The sequence below is a fragment of the Nocardia sp. NPDC049190 genome, assembly GCF_040648115.1.
In the GTDB taxonomy this organism is placed as follows: Bacteria; Actinomycetota; Actinomycetes; order Mycobacteriales; family Mycobacteriaceae; genus Nocardia.
On the sequence record NZ_JBEZDE010000005.1, the window covers coordinates 211,748 to 231,206 of the forward strand.

1 protein-coding gene (only partly in view) is annotated in these 19,459 nt (G+C 66.5%); it reads right to left on the reverse strand.

The whole window is internal to an alpha/beta fold hydrolase gene (locus tag AB0B25_RS07320; RefSeq protein ID WP_357176029.1) on the reverse strand: the coding sequence, 151,173 nt in all, runs 72,989 nt past the left edge and 58,725 nt past the right edge, and what appears here is coding positions 58,726–78,184, spanning codon 19,576 (complete) through codon 26,062 (partial); the first complete codon in reading order (the gene reads right to left) occupies positions 19,457–19,459. Both the start codon and the stop codon lie outside the window.

The following is a 19,459-nucleotide window of genomic DNA, read 5'->3' on the forward strand; positions in this document are numbered from 1 at the left end:
TCACCGTTTCCGGTCCGCCGAGCACGGCAGCGTCCAGCGGTTTGAGCAGCTGCAACTGCCCGTGCGCCGCGATCGCCGAGAACTGCAGCGCCGGACCCCATTCGCCCGCTGTCGACGAAGGGCTCGTCGGCGAGTGCTCGGCGGCGATGATGATCCGGTTCCGGTGCTCGACCAGCATCCCGCTGTCGCGGGCAGCCCGGATCAGCTCGTGATCACCGATCAGGTGCACCTCCGGCAGTGGCACGTCCGGGTAGTGCGCGCCCCGGCTGTAGAGCAGGTCAGCGAGGTCGCGATCCAACCGCTCCGGGTCGCCCTGCCACACCACGGTGACCAGTCCCTGTTCCGCCGCATCGATTTTCGGCTGCTGCGAACGGTATGCGTCGGCTCGGGTCAGCGCGGCCGACAGGCCCTGTGGGGTGACCGGCCCGGGGTGCACGAATACCGCGATCCGGGCCACGTCGTCGAGTGGACCGTCGAGGACCATCGCTCCCCGCAGGTTGACATCCAGCAGCGCCACCTGCCGCTTCCCATGCGGGCCGTCCTCGGACAGGATGTCCTCGACGAACACCCGGTCGGCGACCGACCCGAACCCGTCGACCGGATATGCCCGCCCGGATGTGCTGAGGGTGAGCGAACGCAACGCCCGCATGGTGATCGTGGTGAGCCTCGGACCGACCGGCAGCACCGGGAAGCCGGGCATCCCGACCGGCGGTGCGTGGACCAGCGCGACCTGCTCCCGCTCGGTCAAGCCCTGCCACCACCGGACGGTGTCGGAGGTGATCGGGTTGGGGTCGAGTTTCTGCCAGGCCGTCGCGGCCCAGCGTCGGTCGTCCTCGGTCGGCCCCAGGGCGGCCCGGGCCGGCTCCACCAGCATCCGCACCGTGCTCACCTCGCCGGCCAGCTGATCGACCGCCGCACGCACCACTTCGATTCCCGCGCCGCCACAGGCGATGTCGGTCGGCAGCCACCCGTCCGCGTGCGAGGCCGCGATGCGCTGCGCCATATCCTGCGCGTCGACCTGGATGCCGGTCTCCCGATCCAGACCGGTGTGCTGATAGTCCGGCTCATATCGCAGCACCGCGAACACCTCCGCGACCTGCCCCCGGGTGCTGGTCAGATACTGCGTGAAGCCTCCGACGGTCGCGTCGGCGGACCACGCCGCATTCACCACCCAGACCCGCTTGCGGTTCTCGGTCGGCGCGGTCAGATCGCGGACGCGCAATACAATCCGCCCGCACGCGCTACTGCCCTCGACCGCAGCGGGGAACGACAACAGATCCACCTGCAGTCCCCGCGACGAACGGTTATCGACCGCGGCCACCATCCTCTCGACCACGTTCAACTGGCGGAGCCGGTCGCGCTGGGCCGCATTCAGGTTGTCTTTGTTGCGAAGCAGCTCCCCCCGCTCCGCATCCAGCGCCGAACGGTTGATCTCATTGCGCCCCAGCGTTCGGTCGTCGCCTCGCTCCGGGATGCCCGCGGCCTCACCGACCACCTCCGGATGCGCTGCCGCGAAGGCCGACTGTTGCTCCGGCGTCAACCCGCGCCACAACGCCTGGTTCGCCCGCGCCTGGTCGCGCACCTCCTCGTTGGTGGCATCGAGCCGATGCAACAGCGCGTCGACATGCGGTATGCCGTTGTCCTGCAACACTTCCCGAACTAGCGCCCGCTGCCGAGCGGTACCCGGTCGCTGATGCGCGTGCGTCGAGCCGTCCCCGCCCGGGGTGTAGGCGTTGAGCGTCCCCCACTCTGCCAGCCGTAGCCGTCGACCCTTCGAATGCCGCACCGGCGCAGCCCAGGCAGTTCCCGAACCATCGGTGAATCCGAGCGGTCGCGGACCTGGCGTAGGACCACCGCCGCCTGGCGCTCGGTCGTCGATCGAGCCCAGCTGTTCGCCCTCGTCTCCTACAAGATGTGCGGGGCCCGCAGACTTGACGAGCCGCACATCGACTTTGGTGAATTCGCCGTAGGAGCGAGGACCTGCTGTTTCGCGCTCACCATCGTGGCCTGCGAGTGTGATGGATCGAACTCGGGTGTAACCGAATTCGGCCGCCATCTGGCCAGTGGGGGTTTTCTGTACCGCATCCTCGGGGGACAGCAGCAGGTCCTGCATGAGGGCATTGAAAGTTTCAAGGTCGTCGCCCAGCCAGTAGCGCTCGTTCTCCGCAGTCACTTCATGCGGGCGAACCAACTTATTCCCAGGAATGTAGAAATCCCAGTGCACATGGATTTCACGCACCGCACGGGGAGCGGAATTCATGAGCTCGCGGAACATGGCACGCCCCGATGGTGTTCTGGGGCCGACCTTCATGCGGAAACGAAGAATGCCCTTTTCGATCTCCGCGGTGACTCCGTAATGCTTCGTCCCATAACGGTTCGTATAGTGGCTGGATTGCCGGCCAGGATAATCCACCCACGCGCCATGCTGGCCGAAACCGAGTTGCGACGCGTCTTCTCCGGACCGCGCGGCACTCAACGACCGGAGCGATTCCGGATCGGTGACCACAAGGTCGGCGTACACCGGATAGTGGTCGGTGGCGGTGATTTCGAGACCGCTGTCGACCATGTGGAATTCCGTGGAGGCCAGCACCTGGTCCGGAGCGCCGTCCCAACCAGGCACGGTCGCGGTCGCCGGATCGAGCGCGACGCCGAGCCCCGATTCCTCGATGAACTCCCGGTACACCGAGTGCACATCATCGGTGTTGAAGTCGGCGGCGAACACCACCGGACCATCCGCTACGGAACGCAACACCTGCGCGATCTGCTGGGCAAGCGCCGCGCCTTCGGCATCGTCCGATTCGTAACTGCGCCCGAAGAAACCAAGCGGCGTCGGATGCATATTCACGAACGTGATACCGGCGATCCCGACAACCTGAGCGCACCGCTTGTAGTGCTCGTGCGGCTCCAGTACCCGACCCCAGAGTTTCAGCTCGAGCCGCGTCGTCGCAGGCAGCGGTATGTCGCGGGCCATCCCGATCGGGAGCCTGCTGAGCACCGCAATACTCAGCTCTTTCTCCGGGTCCATGTGCGACGGACACATCACGGTCTCGTGCACGTACCGGTAGCCGGCCATTTCGGCAAGTTTCCGCGCGGTCGAACCGTCCGGGCCGACCTCCGACTCCTGCAGGCAGACGACGTCGGCAGCCATCCGCCTCAACTGCTCGGCGAAATACGGCAGATCGACCTGTTCTTGGTAGTCGAACGGCCCGAACGACTGCGAACGATGAGCGCCCGCCATATTCCAGGTGACCACGCGCAACGGCCGACGCGGATCGGCCACACCGGCACCACCATGCTGGAGAAGATGGACCTCACCCGACGGAAGTGCCTCTTCTCCACCGGAATTCGACACATCTCCGGTTCCCGGAGAATGATTCCCGCCGTCCTGGTTCGCGGCGTCGGGACCCGAATATGGCTTGACGAACAACACCTGGACGTCATCGCACGGCCACGTGGGATCCGCTGGGGCTTCTATGACCACCTCGGTGAAGCCTTTGGCCGCGGCCATCTTCCAGGTCCAGGTGTCCATCGCGGCGGCCTTCGGTGACCAGCCCGCTCGGAGGCCTCTGTTGAAGGAGTCGAGGTTGTCCGACAGCCCGGTGCCGGATTTCCACACGCCGCGAATAGAACGCACTTCTTCACCGATGGCACGCCACAGCTCATCGAACATTGCCCGACCGCTCGGTGTGCGTTGCGACGCATAGACATCGAAGCGCAGCGCACCGTCCGCCTCCACCCTGCCGTAGATGCCCTCCTCGGGGTGCAACGGTTCACCTTCGGCGTCTACCGGACGCTCCAAGCCATACCGGTTGACATACCGAGCCAGCGGAGCCTCCGACACGACCTGGCGGATACGGTCCAGAGTCAGGGCATGCCAGTCAGCGGCGCCGATCGCCACCAGTTCCGGATATAGCGCAGCGAACTGATCCTGGAACGCCTCCACCTGCGACCGCAGCATGCTGCCACCGAGGAATCGGACGCGGCCTCGATTATCGAACCGGAAATGACGGGCGAGAGGACCCAATACCTCGCGGACACCCTCCGGGGCGAGATCGTAGTGCCCACGAGACCTACCGTGGCCTTCTCGATTCGCCGCCCCATGGGCCCCATGCGGGACCGGCCTGGCCACGGCTTCTACCGAGGCTTCCGGCCCAGCCACCACAGCCTCGGCGATAGCTCCCAGCCAGTCCCCGACATCCTCGGTCGGCGCCAGCGTTCCTGCGGCGATCCGCTCGAGTACCTCCTCGACAGCGACCCGCGCCGCATCCTCATCGCCGAGTCGCTCGAGCATCCAGTCCATCAGTGGCGCCCAGAATCGGCTACGCAGCGCCGCACCGTTCCCGGCCTGCGCATCCCGCACCATCTTCGCGACGTAGCCACCGGTGCGCGGGGCATCTTCTCTTGGCGGGCGCGGCCCGGCGTCCGGTGGACGGACCGTCCAGGACACGCCGTCGTCGTCGAACTCGCCCGGGAACAACCGTTCGCGGCGTCCGACCATCAAGCGCCGCTTGCGCTTACGTGGCGGCTGTCCCAGCTCGAGAGGCCACTCCGCTCCGTCCTCGCCCCACACAACGCCTTCCACTGCCACCACACCAGCGGGCTTCGGCCAATCCGCGAACGGCATCACCACCTTCCGATGACCGTCGAAGTCGGCCACCCACACCTTGTCGTCGTCGCCGAGGAACAGCACGAAGACGTGGCCGCCCGCCTGGCCGTAATCCACGACCCCGAGTACCTTCTTGCCCGCCTCGGCTTGCGCGGCGAGGTCATCCACCGAATCGAAGTCCGCAGTGTCCGCACCGAACGCGGACAACAACTCGTTCAGGTCCATACCCTGGGCGATGACCTTGTCGGCATCGATCCGTAGCGGACGCTTCAGGTGAATACCGTGCTCCGCCAACACATCCACTGCCACCACGCCACACAAACGTGGACCAGCACCAGCCCGATGCGCGACCAGCGCCGGGAACACCCTGGCGTCGGACACACCGGCCTTGCGCTGCACCAGCTTCCGCGACGACACCGGGATCTCCCACCCGACGACGTCGGCGGCGTCGATCACCTTCAACGCCGTGGTCGCGCTGACCGGCGCGTGCTGGGTGGTTACCCACGACACGGTCTTGGGACTCACCCCGGCCGCCGCGGCCACCGCGGCTCTCGGCACCACAACAGGCTGGGCCTCCCAGAACAACCGCAACTGCGGCGATACCGAGTAGCCCTGCTCGACAGTCGCCGCGAGCACCTCCAACGCGACCGGCTTGCTCACCCATTTGCTATCGGCGCTCGTTCCCTGGGCCTTGCGGCCGAACACCAGCTGCACCGTGGTGCGTTCCACGCCGATCGCGCGGGCCACCGCCGATATCGACAGCTTGTCGGGTTGGGCGTCCCAGAACGTCCGCGCCTTCGCCCGTTCCTGCGGCTTGTAGTCCAGCTGGTCGGCCGCGTCGAGCACCCGCAACGCCGTCGCCTTGGTCACCCTTGTGGGTCTTTCGGTGAAGACCCAGGTCACGGTGGTCGGGTTCACTTCGGCCGCGCGGGCCACCTGTTGTAGTGGTGTCGGCGGCTTGACGGCTCGTCCGGACGCTGGTTGTTGTGGCGCGGGGCGACCACCGGCACGGGGAGTGAAGTCCAGTGCGACCATGGTGGTCCGCAACCGTTTCCGGGTCTGCTCCCCCACCGATTCCGGGTTGTCCATATACCGGTGCACGGTCCGCACGGATACCTTGGCCTTCCTGGCCACATCCTCGACGGTGAGGCGCCGCTTCGACGGCATCCGTTGATGTAGCGGCGGCCGGTATCCCAGATATGCGGCCGCGTCACGTACCTGCCGAGCGATATCCGGATGCACGTCGACTCCGGCAACCAACACCCGGAACACATCCACCAACCGAGCCCGCGAGACCCGGGCCACTTCCCGTGCGGTCGACTGCCGGGCCTCGCCCAAACGGGGATAGTTCGGTCCGAATGCCGCCGGCAACAGTCGGATCAGCTGGAGCGCGGCCGCACGCTCATATCGCGTGACCTGGCGGATCGAGCAGCCCAACTGCTTCGAGACCTGCTCGGCGGAAAGTCCTTGCAGGTACCGCTGCGTGACACAGTCAGCGTGTTTCTCGGGCAGCTGTCGCAGACAGTGCAGTAGCGCGGCGCGGTCGACGTCCCGCGCGGCGATAACCAGCGCCCCGCAGTCGAGTTTGCGAGGCTCGTCACCGAAGATCAGTTCGGTCATCCGGGTGATGGCATGGCCGACTCGGGCCGCGACCTCACGTTCACCGAGTTCCGGTATCCGTCGCGCGATCTCGGCATCGTTCAGGCCGGCTTGGAAGCGCAGCTGGAGACAACGTTGTTGTTGCGGACTCAGCAATCCGATCCGGGAGCGCCAGCGACGGTAGTGCTCGACCAATACCGTTTCGACCAGCTCGGCCCGCTGACCCAGGATCGGCAGTGTCCCTCCGGTCACGGCCACCGCCATATTCCGAGCGGCAGTCCGTTTCAGCGACTTGACATTCGACTCGGTGTCATCGATCAGCTCGGCGATCTCGGGTGTCGAGCAGCCGTCCAACAGCCACAGCTGCAGGCACTGCCGCTGACGCGGCGCCAGTCTGGCCAGGGCGGCCAGCCAGGCGTTGCGATCCCTGTCCAACTCGGCCCGAACCACGGACAGCCGGCTCACCGTGGTGTGCTCGCGCATCAACGCGGCCACCCTGTCCAGCGCCGCGCGCTCCGCGGTACGAACCTCGGTTTCCCCGCCGAGTTCCGGCAAGAGCTTGGCGACTTCCGTGGTGGACATGTTCTCATCACCGAAGCGAAGCTCGAGGATCTCACGGTGTCGGTCGTCGAGTTGCTCGAGTGCTGCGTCCAGCCGCGACCATTTCACACCGGTCATAGACACCTTGCCCGATGTCGCGGCGCGGGCGATTCGGCTGCGCAGCAGATCCTGCGCGACATGATCGGCCATTACGTCCCGGATATGCCGCGCCAGCCACTGGTCTAGATCCCGGAGGCTGATCCGGCCGAAGCCGGGATGCGCTCGCCGAAACACCTCGCCGGCCAGCTGTTTCGCCACTTCCAGGCTGCCGACTTCGGTGAGAATCCGCTGAACCACGGCGTTGCCGTGCCGGCTCCAGATCGCCGAGGCCAGTGCCGAGTCGGCGGCGGCACCGACCGGCCTGATGTTCTGGTCAGCGGAGTCCGGCAGTTCCGAGCTACCGCCATCGCCGCGACCCGCGCCGGCGGCGGCTCGACCGATCTCGTGCGCGCGGGCGTCCCCCGCCGCCACATCGACGTCCGCCGGCGAACGTCCGCCGATTTCCCGGCCTTCCCGGCCGGTGATGTGCGTGACGGCACCATCCTTCAACGCCTGCGGCGTCCACCGGCCGAAACCGCGGAACGGGTCCGCCTCCGGCAGCCCCATCGCGTCCAGGCCACGCACCGGGGCACCGAATACCGCGGCCAGATCTGGTCCGTAGGCCTTCGCTCCCGCGAAGCGGGCCGCGTCGGGACGCGATAGCGGGCGCTCCTCGCGGTCCTCGTCCAGGTCACCGACGAATGGAACCGGCCGCCGTAGTAATCCGCGTTCCGGAGTCCATGCGCCGGTGACGGACTCGGGCAGCTCGTCTATTCGCTCGGCCAGCCAGTCGACCGCCCAGCGCGCCCCGGCATCCAGCGCGCTCCGCAACTCCGCGACATCGACACCCAATACCCGTGCCATATCGGCCGTTTCCCGCGCCATGTCGGCACGCCGAACCCGCGGCCGGATCTGCCACAGCTCCAGGCAGCGCGCCTGCTCCGGGTAGACGCGAGCCAGCGCGCCGATACCCGCGGTAAGCGCGGCGGGATAGTGCTCCCGCGCGTCGGCCAGCATGACCATTGTTTTGTTCTCCGGCGGGTTCTCCTCCGACAGGAACCCAACCAGTCCCAGCATGCCCTCATTCGCATGGTTCAGGACCTCGTGCACGGGCAGCCCCAGCTCGGCGGCCACTACCGCGGGCGGCAGCATCGCCTCACGCAGAGCAATCCCGACCACACACTCGTACACGGTCTTGCTGCGCCGACGCAGTCGCCGCAACCCCGCCGCCACCTCCCATGGCCGATGGATCCCGGCCACAGACACCAGCGGCGCGAGGCGCAGATAGGGCGGCTTTTCGTCCGAAAACACCTGCCGCGTGCGGAAATCGAGGCTCAGCCGCGGCTGGCTCGGTGCGTCCGGCTCCCGAAGTCGGGGCGTCTCATCCCGTATCGACCGCGCAGACTCCGCGGGACGGGCATCCGGCCTCGGTGCCGAGGGTTTAGTCGGCGGTCGGGTGTCCTGGCGCTGTTCCTCGGCTTCGTCGTCATCCGCGGGTGTCGGCTCGTGGCCGACAGCAGGGTCCTCTGCTGGCGCGCGCCAACGCACCTCGCCGTTCGCGTCCGGTATCCCCGCTGCGATCGGATAGAAGTTCTCGTCCAGGAAGAGCGCCAGGAAGTCGCCGTCCGGGAAACCAGCCCGAGCCGTGTCATCGAATTCGAAGTCGCCCGCTGTGGTGCGGTACAGCACGTGGGCATGGCCGAGATCTCCATCGTCAGCCCGCGCGGCGGGAACCGTCACGTCGAACAGCACCGCTGTCCACGCGTCGCCTCGCCGCATCCGGGCTTTCAGATCGGCCTCGCCCGTCACCCACTGCGCCAGCACCGGCACGGCATCAGGGGCGGCCAGCGCACCCTCTATCGCACTGATCGGGGTCCCGTCCGAATCTGCCCTGGGCAGCGGGCGAATGTCCGTGCGCTTCCCCGCTTCCCGCGCCCGCACCGCAACCGCATTCACTACTTCGGGACCGCACTGGTAGTTGCCGTCGTCGGGGCGGGGTGAGTCCGGCGCCCCATAGCCGGCCGTGCCCTCGGCCGTCTGTGCCGGAGGTGCGGCCTGCGCCCGGCGGGTCAGCCGGGCCCACGGGGCCGGCAGCTGTGCGGCCGTTTCGCGTCGCCTGCGTTCGGCCAGGAAGCTGGCGCCGAGCAATTCGTGGAACTCGACTCCGGGCTTCAGGACACCGAATACTTTCGCCCGAGCCATGATCAGCGAAGCCCAAGCCCCCATGGGTGGGCCCATTATCCGGCTGCCGCCGCCCTCCGCGGCCGCCCCGTGGACACCGCCGCCGCCTTCTTCCTCGCGGCCGAGGCGTGCCAGTGCGGATTCGTAGTGAGCATACGGCACGGCTGCCATGGCTAGCGCTACTCGCACCTGATCAGGGTGGATCGCACCGGTGGTGTGCATTCCCATATCGATACTGATCTTGTGTTCTCGAATGAGTCCTTCGTGTAGCCGCGCCACGGCCGCCCCGTAGCGCCGATCGGTATCCCAGAAACGGGGTGCGGGGGCCTTGTCGAAGAATTCCCAGCCGGGGCCACTCAGGAGATATTCGCGCTCGAAGTGTTGTTTTCCATCCACTTCTCGGCGCACCACGTTGCCGAGAATGGTCGCCATGTCCTCGATCGCGCGACCCGGCGGAAGTTCATAGATGTGACGCTCTTTCGATCGGTTGATACCGAAGAATGCCGAAAGGTCCGCCGACCCAACCTCCAACCACAGCACCAGACCGGGGTATTCGTTCATGAGCGCCTTGGTCTCGTGGTTGGCCTGCACCCGAGACACGGGGTCCGCGAAATCGGAGGTTTCGATAATCGGCACGGCGTATTGGTGCAGACCGTGTTCGGCGTTCAAGCGTTCGATCGTGTCGAGGAACCGGCGAGACATAGGGTCCGCGTTGGTGAACTTCGGCAAGATATAACCGGTCAGCACGCCTGCGGCGTCGCCGAGGCGCTCGACCAATTCGGTGATGTGCTCCGGTGTGCGCACTCGGACGAACAACAGCGGGCGGGGACCACGACCTGATCGCGCGTAGATACCGAACTGTTCGACAAGGTTCTCCATGCCCTGGCGAACTTTATCGGCGGGGATACCGTCTTCCAGGTCATACACCAGTGCGGGCACACCGCTCCGGCCCCATTTTTCGATTTTCTCGGCGATATTGGATTGCGTGGAAGGGCCGTAGAGCGTGGTACTGGCGGCGTTGGCGAGTGTCCACCGATCGCTGTCCGGCCCGAACGGTTGCGGGAGTTGGTAGAACAATTTCTCGAGTACGCGCGGCGGTATGTGATTGAAATGCGTAATCGTGTTGTCGCCGGATCCCGGTACGGGACGATCCGATTCATCGCCGGGCAGTTGCTTCGTGCGGTATATGCCGAGGGCAGCGGTGATGTTATCGGTTTCGGCGTTTGCCTTCGCCTGGCTGACCAGGTCTCGCGCCACCGCTATCGGGTCGTCTGGGTTCCGGCGCACGGCCGCGGTGATCGCCGCCGCGGACACGGTGTTGGGGACACCGTCGGTGCAGACCAACACCATGCCCGGTTCGTTGACCCGCCGTCGGGTGACGTGTGCCGCGCCAGGTGGCGGACCCCAGTCCTTGCCGAGGCGGTGGGTGATCGCGTGCATCTGGAGCAATTCGCGGGCCTGCGCCTCCGCGAGGCGTTCGGCGTCGGCCTGCGACTTGCCCTCGGCCAGGTGCTGCTTGGTGTACAAGGCGATCGCGGTGTGCGGTTCGGTGAGTCGATGCGCCCCGGCACCCTGGAGGGGAACCCAGTGGACCTCGCAGTCGCCGACCCCACCCGTAGTGAGCCAGCCGTCCTCCAGCACCGCGACAGCGATAGCGCATTGCGGCGGATACTGCTGGTCCGCATAGTTCTGGGCGGCGTGCTCGTCGATCCGCTGCTGCGCCAGACCGATACCGTCCAGCACAGCGCGGTCGGCTTTGAACCGGATACCGCGCCGAGCGACGTCCCGCACATGTGCCAGCACCGCATCGCGACCGATCTCGGCGGCCTCCTGGCCATTGGTCGACGAGGACACCCCGTCCGCAGCGACCAGGATCACGATATTCTTCCCGCGCCGCCGCACCACCGCGACCCCGACCCGGTCCTCGTTGCGCGACTTGACCAGCCCGCCGTCGCTGACTCCGGCTGCCACGCCCAGATCCTGCTCGACCAGCCACGCCGGGTCGGCGGCAGTACCGACCGGCCTATGGTCCACGGAGTCCGGCAGCGGCGCGGCCTCGTCGGAATGTGCCCGCGGTGACTCGTCGCCCGCACCGGTCGGCGCTCCTTCCGACAGCGCCTGGCGCTCGGTCACGTCCGGCCCGCTGCCCGCATCGGTCGGTCCCGACTGCGCCGGAGGCGGCATCTGCTCGTTGGCAGCCGCGGCGGCAAGGTCGGCGTACCCGTTATGGCGCAACAAATAGCGTGCGAAGTGACTGACCACCACGACGAACTGAACGGGCTTTGTGGCAGCCCACCAGAACCGGTCGCCGCGCAGCTCCGGTATGTCGTCGAGTACGTCACCGGGCATCAGCTCTACGGCCACGATCCGATGGCGGACCGACTCGGCGCCGCCATAATGTTCCTCGACCTCACGCAGGCTACGGCGGCCGTTGATGTCGAGCAGGTCCCCTTCCGGAGTACGCACGGCACTGTGCACGGGCTCCCACATCCCGTCGTCCCGCCTCGACTCGATGTGGACGATGTCCCAACCGGTCATATTCTGCAAAGCGGCAGCCAGCCAATGGCAGTACGCCGCCCCTAGAAAGTCTTTGACCTCCGAGTCAAGTGTGTTCGCGGTGATGGTGAGCCGGTGGGTTCCGTTGGAGGTGGGCTCGGGGAGTCCGAATTCGATCGTCCCGCTGAAATCGATCCAGAGTGGATCACGCCGCCAGCCCTCGTCATCCTGCTCCGAGGACGACTGGTCGGCCGTTCCGTCCGACCCCGCTACTTCGAACCAGCTCACCCTGCCCGCGCCGTCGGCGAGCAGCTCGACACCAAATCCGTCCACGGCGAGTTGGATCGAATCGGTGTCGGCACCTTCGTCGAACACCTCCACCCGCAGCGGATCCTGCGGATCGGGCATCACCGCCGCCACGCGAACCTCACCGGTGGTATCCCGCAACACCGCCGACACCAGATCCATGACGGCCATCCAGGCCCGCGAGCGTTGTTCGTTATTGCCCCAATTGGACTCGTCCAGGCGCTCGCGCAACCAGTTGGCCGCAGCCAGGGCGCCCGCCGTCCGCTCCTGCTGGGTAAGTCCTGGTAGGCCGACAGTGACTTCGCCGCGACCGATCTCGTCCGCCGGGGCATCCCCCGCCGCGTCGACGTCGGCGTGCGAACCTACGGCGTTCTGTTCGGCGGCCTCCACCTGTTGGCGCAGTTCGGCCAGCTCGAGCCACAATTCGCCCTCGCGGTCGAGCAGTTTGTTGTGCAAATGGATTCTTCGCAGGACCGGCTGCGCTCGAGCAGCGAGTTCGGGATTGTCGCGGTGGTCGCCGAAAATCGCCCACGCGGCCTGTCTCAGCTCCTCAGCGCCATCCTCCGGGTCGATATCGGCGCCCAGCTCGTGGAGCGACTCGCGGGCCGCGTCGAGAATGCGTGCCCGCTCGTTCGCCATGAACAGGACTCGCGCCCGCAGTTCCCGCTGCCGCTGCGCGGCGGGGCGAATCGCCGCCTCGGCGAGCTGGATAACGTCGGCGGGCAACCCTTTGGATTCGGCCCAGGAAAAACCCGATTCGGCCAGCCAGGCGGTCAATTTCTGGTCGAGTGCGCGCAATGCCGGGGCAATCCGCGCCGGATTCGGCCCCACATCGACCTGCAGGTATTCCGCCGTCTTCGCTTCGTCCCGCTGCCACATCCGCCACTCGACGTCAACGGACTCGCCGAGAACCAGGTTGATCCGACAGGTCACCGCCATCCCGCCGTCGACCTGCGTCGCGTCGACGACGTCCACCCAGAAATCGTCGCCGTACCCGGCGAACATCCGCTTCGGATCAACGGTGCCGGAGATCACCTGATCCACCCCGTACTCCGAGCCATCGGCGCGCCACAGCGGACCTTGATGCTCCTCGGGCATGTCGACCAGCCCGAGGTCCACCCCGCTGCGTGACAGCTCGAAACGGGTCTGCGCGGCGGCCTTCGCGCAGTTGTCTGTTGTTCCGAAACCCGCGCTGTGCAGTGGGAACGACACCAGCCAGCCGTCGATGATCCCCCCGTACGCGAATCCGGCGGGCCCCGGCTCCGACGGACCGTAGGAGAGGTTGAGATAGGTATGGGTGGTGTCCGAATGCAAGCGGAAGTGGATGCGGCCGTCCCTGGGCGCCGCATCCATCAGGATGTAATCGCCCAAACTCGCAGTGCTGTACCGCGTTCCCTCCAGGCCGCGGAACAACCCCTGTCGATCCGGGTAAGCGAAGGTGAATTCGACGTTGTTGGCACGTTCCGGATCGACGGTCTCGCGACCGTTCGGCCGCAACACTTCGTACTGGGTCTTGGTCGGCGCCAACGGATCAGGACGCCCGCGAGGCGGCGCGTACGCGTGCACCCCATCACCGCCACCTGCGGCGGCGGGCACCTGGGCGCTGTCGGCCGGGTCTTGCGGGCCTAGCGGGCCCGCGATGGGCTTGGCCCGGGGCGGGCCATCCGGCGGCACGGCCAGGTCGAAATCCGGCCCCATACTGTCTTCGTCGTTCATGTCGAACAGCACGGCACGGACCGGCGCCGTCCGGTGCGCACCGTTCTCGAGGTCGAGTTCTGCCCAGGCATCAAGCTCGTGCGCCCCATGTAGTCGACCGTCGAACACGATGATCTCGGGGCCCTCGGGGAGGTCGATCCGGACCAGCACGATCGCATGGTGGTAGTCCGCACCTTCCACCATGACCAGTGCGGTGTCGGCGGAATCGGCCACGAGCAGATCCTCGACCACCTGCGTCCACACGGTCATCGGCTGTCTTGCGAGGGCATCCGCCAGCACCGCCCATCGAGGATCCTCGGGCGCGGGAACGCCGCCGCGGAACATGTCCAGTTGCCCCAAGGCAAAACCCGCCCGCGTCAGACAATCCCGCGCTTGCTCACGCAGGTCGCCGATCTCGTTCGCACTGGCCGCACCCACCGCCGCGACGACGCCGGCCGACGGACCTTCGATGGGCTCGACGCCGGCTGCCAACGGCGGGTCCTGCTCGGCACTGGTCGCTTTCCGGTACGCGAGCAGTTGCGCGTCCGCATCCCGGGCCCAAGTGCGGTCCTTTCCGAACGCGCTGAGTATCTCCGCCCACGGACGTGCCTGGTCCTGCCATATCAGGGCCGCTTCGACGGGGTCCGTCTGGGCCAAGACCTCGGCCACCGGCTGCGCAATCCGGTTGAGATCCCTCGGGAGAATCTGCCGCTCACGTTCCGGCCAATCCGGTAAGTCCGCTCCAGGCACCTGCGCCGACAGCGCCCCGAGGAGCTCGAGGATGACGTTCGCAGCCGCGGGCAGTTCCAGTGCGAGTTCCAGCAGCCGCCGATCGTTCCCCTTCGCCAAGTCCAGGCCGACGGTGTCCTGGCACAGGACATGGGTCAGCCGCCACATGATGACGTTCAATTCCCGCCCGGTGCGGATCATCTCCTCGATCGGGAACGCCACGCCGACACGGTGCGCGTCCACATCGATGGCGGCTCGCTCGAGCAGCTTCCGCAGGTGTGCGATGCCACACTCGAGGACGAGACATTCGCTGCGCGCCCACTCCGTCAGATCGTCGTAGCCTTGGTCGACGACGTCCCGTCGCACCAGGGCTTGGCCGAGGTCGACCGGAACGCCGACCAGCCGCGCGACCGCCGCCGCGGCACCGATGTCACCGAATTCGCCGTGGCCCAGATCCTTGCGCGGCTTCTGCAGCGACTTGCCGATCTTGCGTGTCAGGCGCTTCGGGTTCGAGTCGTTGCGGCCCGAGAACCACTGCGCCAGCACGTTGGACACCGCTGCGCGGCGCGGCCATCCGGCCCGAGCACGCGGAACCCACCACCGCTTGTTGTCGGTGTCCAACGCCAGCGGGATCTCACCCAGGCCGGGAATCGCGACCGGGTACTGCTTGTCGCCGGCAACCTCCCACCCGTCCGGCACGGTCGAGTAGTCCGCCCAGGACGGCAGCGGCCGTTCGCGGATCGCCATGCTGTAGAGCAGGCCGGCGGGATGATCCGGTCGCTGCAGCTCGGGATTGTCGCGGGCCATCCGGTAGCCGAAATCGAGGATGTCGCCGCGCAACCGGCCCTCGACGACCTCGTCCCAATACGGCAAGTCTGATTCGGACGCGTAGTTCGCGTGGTTCAGCGTCCATGGATCGCGGCGGACCGCCTCGTACTTGTCCTTCTTCTTGTTGTACTCCGCTTCGCTGTGTTGCCTCCGCTGCGCCTCGTCCGCTTTGGTGTAGAACGCGTCCTTGCCGAGCAGACCCAGCCATGCCCGCCATGAGGGTGCTTTCTTACCGTCCTGCTGTAGTGACCAGCACAGCGTCAGATACTGCGACAGCAACCCCGCGACAGCCTCATCCCAGGTCGGACGACGATACGCTCCCTCCGCCTCGTCCCGGGTGATCTCTCGCTCATACATCCGGCCATCGGGGTGTGGGGCCACTTCCAGGTACTGGATGTCCAATCCCGACCGGTACAGCACGTCGAGGTAGTAGTCGCTGGTAATGGCCAGCTCGGCCAGCGCCTCCAGATGCTTGCCCTTTTCCGCGGCGACGACCAGCAGTAACCCTTTCCCGTCGAACCACGCAACGTGATGACTGAGCTTCCTGGGCCCGTGCCATCCCTCACGTTTGTATTCCCCCGCGACCCGGTCCAGGACCCGACTGCACGCATTCTTCGCATAGGAGTCGGTCGGGGCGAGCAAATTCGCCTGGATGCCAGACCGAGCGGGCTTGGTTCGTGGCGCCGTCGCAACTGCTCGACGATGCGCGGGCAGGTCGTCGGTACCACCCCGCAGCGCCGCGAGAATCCTGTCGGACACCTCAAAGGAGTAGCTGGCCTCGAAAGTCATTTCCCGAGCGAGGAACGCGGACAATGCATTCCCCCGACGGGAAATACGCATCCCATAGCCAGTGGAACCGCGACCGACCGAGAGCTTGGGATACCCGAGGGCACGCAGGTCGAGCAACCGCTCGTCGTCCTGCCGGAACTGTGGCGGCGTCACTTCGGGCATCGGAATCTGACGCAGGTAGAGGCGCTGCATCACCTCCGCAGGATGGCCCGGCACCACCATCGGGTCCGCCTCCGCCATCCGGTAGCCGATCCCCATGATGTTGCTGCGGAGCCGACCGACGTGAATGTCGCCTCGATCCGGAAGATCGGACATCGACTCGTCGTTGACATGGTTGATCGCGGTCGGATCCTGCCGAAGCGCATCGTATTCCGCTTTCCGCGCATCGAAGGCGCCCTTGCGGAACCGGGTCGGCAAATCCTTCTTCTGGTAGAAGGCGTCGTCGCCGAGCAGCAGCAGCCAGTCCTCGAAGGGGGCATCGGTCGTGCCTTGCTTGCGTGCCTGCACATACCCCTCGACCAACGCCCCGCAGGCTTCCTCCCACGTTGCGCGCCGGCACGGTCCCTCCGCCTGATCGCGGGTGATGGGCACCATCTCCACGCCCGTGCGCAATGGCGATGGCCGCACATACTGGATCGCCAATCCGCGCCGCCACAGCGCATCCGCGAACTCCTCATGGGCGGTGATCAATTCATCGAGCGCTGCCAGATGCTCGCCGTACAGTGCCACCACGAACAGCCGGTTCGTCGCTGGCAGCCAGGCGACCCGGCCGGTGAGCTGCTCGCCACCCGGGTCACGCGCAAGCTCCTGGTCCAGTGCACGCTGGGTGGCCGCGGCGACCGGGTCCGCGATCACGTGACCAGCGGTGCCGCCCCCTGCCGGGGCTTGCTCGCGCCAGGGCCCTGCGCCCAACCGTCGCGCCCCCGGACCGCGACGCTTCTGCACATCGGCGTCGAACCGGACCTCGGCTTGCCGGTTGCGGTTGATGGCCGCGATCCACACGTCCCCGGCGACCTCGCCCGTCTGCTCCGCCCACTGGTCCATCTGCTCGTGGCGCAGCAGCCCGTGGATCGGGTCGAAAAGCACCGTCTCGCCGACCCGGATGTACTCGTGCCCATCCCATTCCGGGTGCTGGCTGTTCAGTTCCGCAGCGAATTCCTCGGTGTCCACCTCCACGAACACGGCCAGGTGCCCGAAGTCGCTTCGACCCACCCAGTCCATGCCCACCACGGTCGCCGCGCCGCGGAACCGGGCGCGGGCGAGCACCGACCGCAGCGCCGTCGCCCCGGTGCCCACTTTCTTCTCGCGCCAACCGGCAACGATGCCTTCCAGGGCATCGTTCTTGTCCATGCCCTGGGTGGCGATGATCCGGGCGATACTCGGATCGTTCTCGTCGGCCGGATGGATCTTCGCGCCTGCTTGCGGGCCCGCCCATGCCTTGACGAACTTCTGCAGGGAAAGCCCACAGAGCTTTTCCCCGCCGCCCTGTCGGTGCGCCGCCAGATTCGGTCGCGAGATGGCGCCGTCGACCGACCGCCCGGATTCGACCGGGGGTATCAACGCCACCTTGCCGTCTTTCAGCGCGTTGGTGACGAGCCGCACCAGCGTCTTCTTCTTGCGCGCGCGCTTGTCGCCGAACCAGTCCCACACCACATGACCGGTGGTGCTGCCCGCCTGTGGGGGCTGCGCGATCCGGTAGTCGCCCTCGTCGTCGGTGGCCATCCAGATATCCACCGGGAAAGCCCATTCCTTGCCGAACCGGATGGTTTCCTTCTCGGTGCCCACCGGCTGATCCGGATCGAGCTCGTGCCAGGCGTCCGCGCCGGTGAGCTCCCGGGTTTCCAGTTTGCGAAGGATCTCGTGGACGCTGAACGGCGCGACGTCTTCCTCGCGATCGGCCAGCCAGATCGCTCGTCGGCGAGCGAAGTCGGGTTCATTATCGGAAACGCGCGTCTGTGGCTGATGGCGCTTCATGAAAGCGGAGTCCGAATCGAACCAGTCCGCTAGCCCGTTCGCTGCCTTCGACTTCCGCTCAGGATCTTTGTCCAGGCGTCCCCGGCTGCGCGCGCGGAGATACTCGGTCAGCAACACTGTCCGGATCGCATCTCGATCCGGGTGACGGAAACCGTCGTAAAGGCGCGCGTCCTCGTAATCTCGAATCAGCTCCGCCCGCACCGTGCCGTCCGGCCCGATGACCGCCTCGTAGAAACTGACCTCGTACTGTTCGCTGGCCCGGATCGTCGGTTTCCGCAGATCCGCGAACCCCGGCTGCAGGTAACACAGGTCGTCCAGGGCGGCACGGTGCCTGCCCGGCAGCGCTGCGACAGACAGTGTCCCGGCGTTGTACGGCTGCGGGGTATAGGCGACGTGTGCGGTCACCTGGGTAGCGGCCTCGTGTCCGATCCAGAACCGCGCACTGAGATCTGCGACGGCCAGGTTGGACACGTCCTCGTCAAGTTCCGCGACGGACCGATCGTGTTCGGCGACCAGTTCGACCAGTCGGGCGACTTCGACGTCACCGCGCGCGTCCGCCGAGGTCAGAGCCGCCGGGTCCACGATGCCCAGCAGATCGGCGAGATCGTCGCGCTCACGGGCCAGGTTGTCTACCCGCTTCATGGCGGCAACGACTTCCGCCGGTTTCAGGGGCCGACGAAAGAATGGGTCGAAGTCGGGCCTGGCCGGTAGCACTGGTACGGATTGTTTCGGAGCCAGTTTCGAATCGGCGGTCGCGTCGGGGGCGGTCCGCACGATCTCGCGTATTTGCGCCGAAGCTTCGATGTAGAGGGACTCCTGACCGAGCTCGCGCAACGCGGGCGCCACCGCGAGCACACGCTGCCAGGCCGCATCGACCTCCGCGAGCGGAACACGGCGGGTGTGGATCCAAACGTCCGTGCCGTCCCTATACAACGACTGCATACGCCCAGCGGAAAACAGCATTCCGGGCGCACGCGGGGCCGGAGTCGCCGCACGCTCGACACCCATGTGATAGTCGGCGCTGAGCGCCCGCCAACTGCCATCGGTATACCAGTAGAAGTGCCGGTCCGGCTGCTGCCCGAACAGCGCGTCATACATGATCAGCAGATGACCGCTGGTGGAATCCAGCAAAGCGTTCCGCAGGACATCGGAGACCTCGAGATCCGAATCGCCCCTGTTCGGTCGGCAGTAGCTGTTCGGCGAGTTGCGATAGAACTCCACCGGCCGGTCCTGGACCGCACCAGCGAGTATCGACTGTGCCTCGGCGACATCGACCAGTTCCCCGTCGGCGAACCAATACTCGGTGTATTTGGTTCCGTCCTGACAGGTCACCTCCGTTCGCCGGTGCATCGTGGTATTCACGTCATTGTCGCGCTTGGCCCCGGAGTCGAGTCCGTCGCGGATTCGCTGCGCGAATGTGCGGTTGTCGACGATCCGGTTCACCAGACCGCCTGTTTCCGAGCCGAGGTAATGGTCCCACCCGGAATTGGCTTGGGGGTCGGGATGTTCAGGGTTGCCAGTCAGCTCCTCGATCTGCCGTGCGCCGTACCGGTCGACCCAAGCCTGCTTATAGCGGATCGTAATGCCCCGTGCGGCAAGTTCCTCGGGGCTCAGACC